General features: G+C 63.2%; 4 protein-coding genes. 2 read left to right on the forward strand and 2 right to left on the reverse strand.

Translation table 11 applies throughout. The features are described 5' to 3' along the window. Nucleotides 1-1143: proline--tRNA ligase (gene proS, locus VL598_RS11470; RefSeq protein WP_325326840.1), on the forward strand; the 1143-nt coding region annotated here is incomplete at its 5' end. Between the two features lie 134 nt (nucleotides 1144-1277). Here proS and VL598_RS11475 read toward each other — a convergent pair. Beyond that, nucleotides 1278-1829, reverse strand: coding sequence for a hypoxanthine-guanine phosphoribosyltransferase (locus VL598_RS11475; RefSeq protein ID WP_325326841.1), 552 nt, complete (start codon nucleotides 1827-1829; stop codon nucleotides 1278-1280). Nucleotides 1830-1918: 89 nt separating this feature from the next. After that, nucleotides 1919-3286 (reverse strand): signal recognition particle protein, encoded by a 1368-nt coding sequence (gene ffh, locus VL598_RS11480; protein ID WP_325326842.1) that lies wholly within the window; start codon nucleotides 3284-3286, stop codon nucleotides 1919-1921. Nucleotides 3287-3364: 78 nt separating this feature from the next. On the opposite strand from ffh, the gene VL598_RS11485 reads away from it, so the two are divergent. Then, nucleotides 3365-4327 carry a cytochrome C assembly family protein gene (locus VL598_RS11485; protein WP_325326843.1) on the forward strand — a complete coding sequence of 321 codons (963 nt, stop codon included), beginning with the start codon at nucleotides 3365-3367 and terminating at the stop codon, nucleotides 4325-4327. Nucleotides 4328-4491: the final 164 nt, after the last annotated feature.

The following is a 4491-nucleotide window of genomic DNA, read 5'->3' on the forward strand; positions in this document are numbered from 1 at the left end:
AACAAGTCACAAGAATTCCACGTGATCGCGGCGACGGGCGAAGATGACATCGCGTACTGTCCCAACTCCGCTTTTGCTGCCAACGTCGAGGCCGCCGAGGCGCTGCCGCTCATCGCCGAGCGGGGCGAGGCACGCGAGGCAGTGAAAAAGACGGCTACGCCGGGCAAGGCGAAGTGCGAGGCCGTCGCTGAGTTTCTCGGCATCGCGCTCGAGCGGACCATCAAGTCCATCGTGCTGGCAACGGACAACGAAGGGGCCGAGCCGACGATCTGGTTGCTGATGCTGCGTGGCGACCACGAGCTCAACGAGGTCAAGGTCGGCAAGCTGCCCGGCCTCGCGCAGTTCCGCTTCGCCACCGAGGAGGAGATCGTCGAGTGGTTCGGCACGCCCCCGGGCTACTTGGGGCCGGTCGGCACGAGAAAGCCCGTGAAGGTGATCGCGGATCGTACCGTCGCGCACATGAGCGACTTTGTCGTAGGTTCCAACGAGGCCAATTACCACACGACGGGTGTCAATTGGGGGCGCGACTTGCCGGAGCCCATCGTTGCCGACATCCGAAACGTGCGGCCCGGCGATCCCTCGCCGGATGGCAAGGGCACGCTCGATATCTGTCGCGGCATCGAAGTCGGTCACGTCTTCCAGCTCGGCACGAAGTATTCGGAAGCGATGGGCGCGACGTTCCTCGACGAGACGGGCAAGCCGCAGCCGATGGTGATGGGCTGTTACGGCATTGGTGTCACGCGCATTCTCGGGGCCGCGATTGAACAGAACTACGATGAGCGCGGCATCATCTGGCCCGAGGCTATCGCCCCGTTCGAGATCGTGTTGTGCCCGATGGGCTACGACCGCAGCGATGCCGTGCGTGAAGCGACCGATAAGCTGTATGGTCAACTCGTGGAGGCGGGCATCGACGTGGTGCTCGACGATCGCGGCGAGCGGCCTGGCGTCATGTTTGCCGATTGGGAACTGATCGGGGTTCCGCATCGCCTCGTGATCGGCGATCGCGGGCTCAAGGACGGCAAGATTGAGTACCAGGGCCGGCGCGACGCTGAACCGACGCTCTTGCCCGTCGATGAGGCCGCCGCATTTGCGACGAATCGTATTCGCGTAGGGCTCGAGAAGGGAGCGGTAGCGAAGGCGTAAGCTTTTTGCGTTGGAGTGGCAGGGGGCAGCAAGGGATGAGCTCGAGCTGCCTCCTGCACCGATGAGACTGCAGGGACGATGGCGGCGCGGCTTGAAGCTCCGCCTGAAACTGAAGCCCTGCTTGTGAAGCCCCTTTATGCGCCCTCGGTCAGCGCACGAATCGAGGGGAGATTGCGCCAGTAACCTTTGGCGTCCATGCCGCAGCCGAACACATATCGGTTCGGCACCTTGAATCCGCAGAAATCGGGGTAGAGCGGTTTGCTCTCTTCGAGTGTCTTTTCGCACAGCACGCCGCAAAGGACGCGCTTCGCGCCCATCGCCAGAAGGCGGTCGCGGATGGCTGCCATCGTTTCCCCTTCGTCGAGGATGTCGTCGAGCACGAGGACGACGCGGTCCTTGACTGATTCGGCCGGTGCCACGCGCCATTGCATGTCCGGGCTGCCCTGGGTGGCGTTGCGGTAACGCGTCAGGTGGATGTAGTCGAACTGGAGCGGGAAATCGAGGCGCGGCAACAACATGCCCGTGAAGACGGCGGCGCCCCCCATGACCGACAGCACCAGCGGAAAGGCATCGCTGATTTCGGCCCGGATCGCTTGTGCCATGCGCGCGATCGACGCATCGACCTCCGCGGCCGGAACGATTTCCTCAGAGTGACGCAGGATGTGGAGAGCTTCTTCGCGGTTCATGTCGTCAAATGGGGCGGCCGTGACTGTATAGATAATAGGGTGACTGGCAGCGAACTGCGCTGCCGCGTCACCGCGCAAAGCGCAAAAGGTCAGCGCAGCCCCGGCAACATCCCCTTCATGCCGCGCATCATCTTCTGCAGGTTGCCACCCTTCAGTTTCTTCATCATTGTGCGCATTTGCTCGTATTGATTGAGCATCCGGTTGACTTCCTGCACCTGCACGCCCGAACCGGCTGCAATGCGGCGCTTGCGCGTCGCCTTGATGAGTTCGGGCTTCGCGCGCTCCTGCGGGGTCATCGAGTTGATAATGCCCTCCATACGGCGCATCTGCTTTTCCGCCTGACTCATGTCGGCGCCGGCCGCCGCTTGCTGGAACTGCGCGGGCAGCTTGTCCATGAGCGTCGATAGGCCCCCCATATTCTTCATCTGCGAGAGTTGGGCACGGAAGTCGTTGAGGTCGAAGTCGCCGCCTTTCTTGACCTTATCAGCCAGCTTTTGCGCGGCCTGGACATCGACGTTGCGCTGCGCTTCCTCGACGAGCGCGAGGATGTCGCCCATGCCGAGAATCCGGTTCGCCATACGATCCGGATAAAAGATCTCCAGACCGTCCAGCTTCTCGGCCACGCCGACGAATTTGATTGGCTTGCCCGTCACGTGCCGTACCGAGAGCGCCGCGCCGCCGCGCGAATCGCCGTCGAGCTTCGTGAGCACGACGCCCGTTAGCGGCAGCGCGTCGTTGAACGCCTTGGCCGTGTTGACGGCATCCTGGCCGAGCATGGCGTCGACGACGAAGAGCGTCTCTGACGGCTTGAGCGCCGCGTGCAAGGCGGCAATCTCCTGCATCATGGCTTCATCGATGCCGAGCCGGCCAGCGGTGTCGACGATGAGCACATCGTGATAGTGGCGCTTCGCCCAATCGACGGCTGCAGCCGCGATGTCGACGGGTTTTTCGTCGGGTTGCGAGGGAAAGAAGTCGGCGCCGACTTGCTCCGTCACGGTCTTCAGCTGCGCGATTGCCGCCGGACGATAGACGTCGCAGGAAACGGTGAGGACCTTTTTCTTGTACTTCTCGCGTAACAACTTGGCAAGTTTGCCGACCGTCGTTGTTTTGCCCGCACCCTGGAGGCCAGCCATCAAGATGACAGCCGGTGGCGTCACGGCGAGGTTCAGCTCGGCGGCGCGGCCTTCATAGTCGCCGCCGATGACGGCGGTGAGCTCGCGCTGCACCACGCCGACGAGGGCTTGTCCCGGCGACAGGCTGGCAATCACTTCCTCGCCGAGCGCCTTTTCTCTGACCTTCGCAATAAAATCGCGCACGACAGGCAAGGCGACGTCGGCTTCTAGCAGGGCAAGCCGTACTTCGCGCAGCATCTCCTGCGTGTTCGCTTCGGTAAGGCGGGCTTCGCCGCGCAGCGTCTTGACGACGCGCGCCATCCGTTGGGTAAGAGTGTCGAGCATGGGGAGCGTGCGAAAGAGGGCGATCAACGGTGCGCCGGTGACCCAGCGCGCGCGAGTGACTAGTGTAAACTTCGGAACATGGACATTGTACTGTATGCCCTCACTGCGCTTCTTTATGGCGGCCTCGCGACGGCGGCTTGGCGTGGCTATCGGGCGGGCGAGGGGAGGGGCCACACCCTTCGCGGCGCACACGGCGTCGCTAACGCGCAGGTCAGCCTGCTAGGCGAGCACCGGATGCTATCGGGTATGCCGGGCTCGTCCGCCGCGCCTGCACTGGCTGCGACCTCGGGCATGACGACCCGCGCGTTGCTCTTCGTCGCGCTCGTCTCGCACGGCGTGCTGCTGCACGCCACGATCTTTCCCCGAGACGCGATGGTGTTCGGCTTCGCGTTCGCGCTGTCCGCCATGTTCTGGCTTGGCTCCTGCATCTACTGGCTCGAAAGCTTTTTTCTGCCGCTCGATGGTCTGCGCCTGCTCGTACTGCCGCTTGCCTGCGTCGCTTCGTTGATGCCGCTCGCATTCAACGGCGTGCATGTCCTGCCCTACGCCGCGGCGCCGCTCTTCAAGCTGCATTTCATCATCGCCAACATCGCCTACGGGCTTTTTGTGATCGCGGCACTGCACGCAGTCTTGATGCTCTTTGCCGAGCGACGACTGTACGCTTTGCGCGGCGCGCTCGAGCGCCCGTCATCGGCCGGCTGGTTTGCTAACTGGCTCGATACGCTTCCGCCGCTGCTCACGCTCGAAAAGCTGCTGTTCCGCATGATTGGCGCGGGCTTCGCCTTGCTCACGTTGACACTGCTCTCGGGTGTGCTCTTCAGCGAGCAATTGACGGACCGCGCGCTGACGCTCGACCATAAGACGGTCTTCTCGATCCTCTCGTGGCTCATGTTCGGCGCGTTGCTGACGGCACGCCAGATTTCGGGCTGGCGGGGTCGCGCCGCGCTGCGCTGGGTTTTGGCGTCCTTCGTCGCGCTGCTGCTCGCATACGTAGGCAGCCGATTCGTCTTCGAAGTGCTGTTGCATCGTCCCATTGTCTAGCCGTACGGCATCGCCCGCGTTTCAGTTTCAATATGCGACAACTCCTTCTCCTGATCCTGCTGATCTTTGCGGGCCGCTGGCTCATCAAGGCAATTCGCGCGGCCGAGGCCGGCCACTCGCCGCGAGCGACGGCCGCCACCTCCGATGGTGCGCGCACGAGCGCG

The organism is Trinickia sp., assembly GCF_035492435.1.
Lineage (GTDB): Bacteria > Pseudomonadota > Gammaproteobacteria > Burkholderiales > Burkholderiaceae > Trinickia.

What these genes read in the sequence shown, in the direction of transcription:
- VL598_RS11475 (WP_325326841.1), bottom strand. Translation starts at nt 1,829, where the DNA reads ATGAACCGCGAAGAAGCTCTCCACATCCTGCGTCACTCTGAGGAAATC.
- ffh (WP_325326842.1), bottom strand. Translation starts at nt 3,286, where the DNA reads ATGCTCGACACTCTTACCCAACGGATGGCGCGCGTCGTCAAGACGCTG.
- VL598_RS11485 (WP_325326843.1), top strand. Translation starts at nt 3,365, where the DNA reads ATGGACATTGTACTGTATGCCCTCACTGCGCTTCTTTATGGCGGCCTC.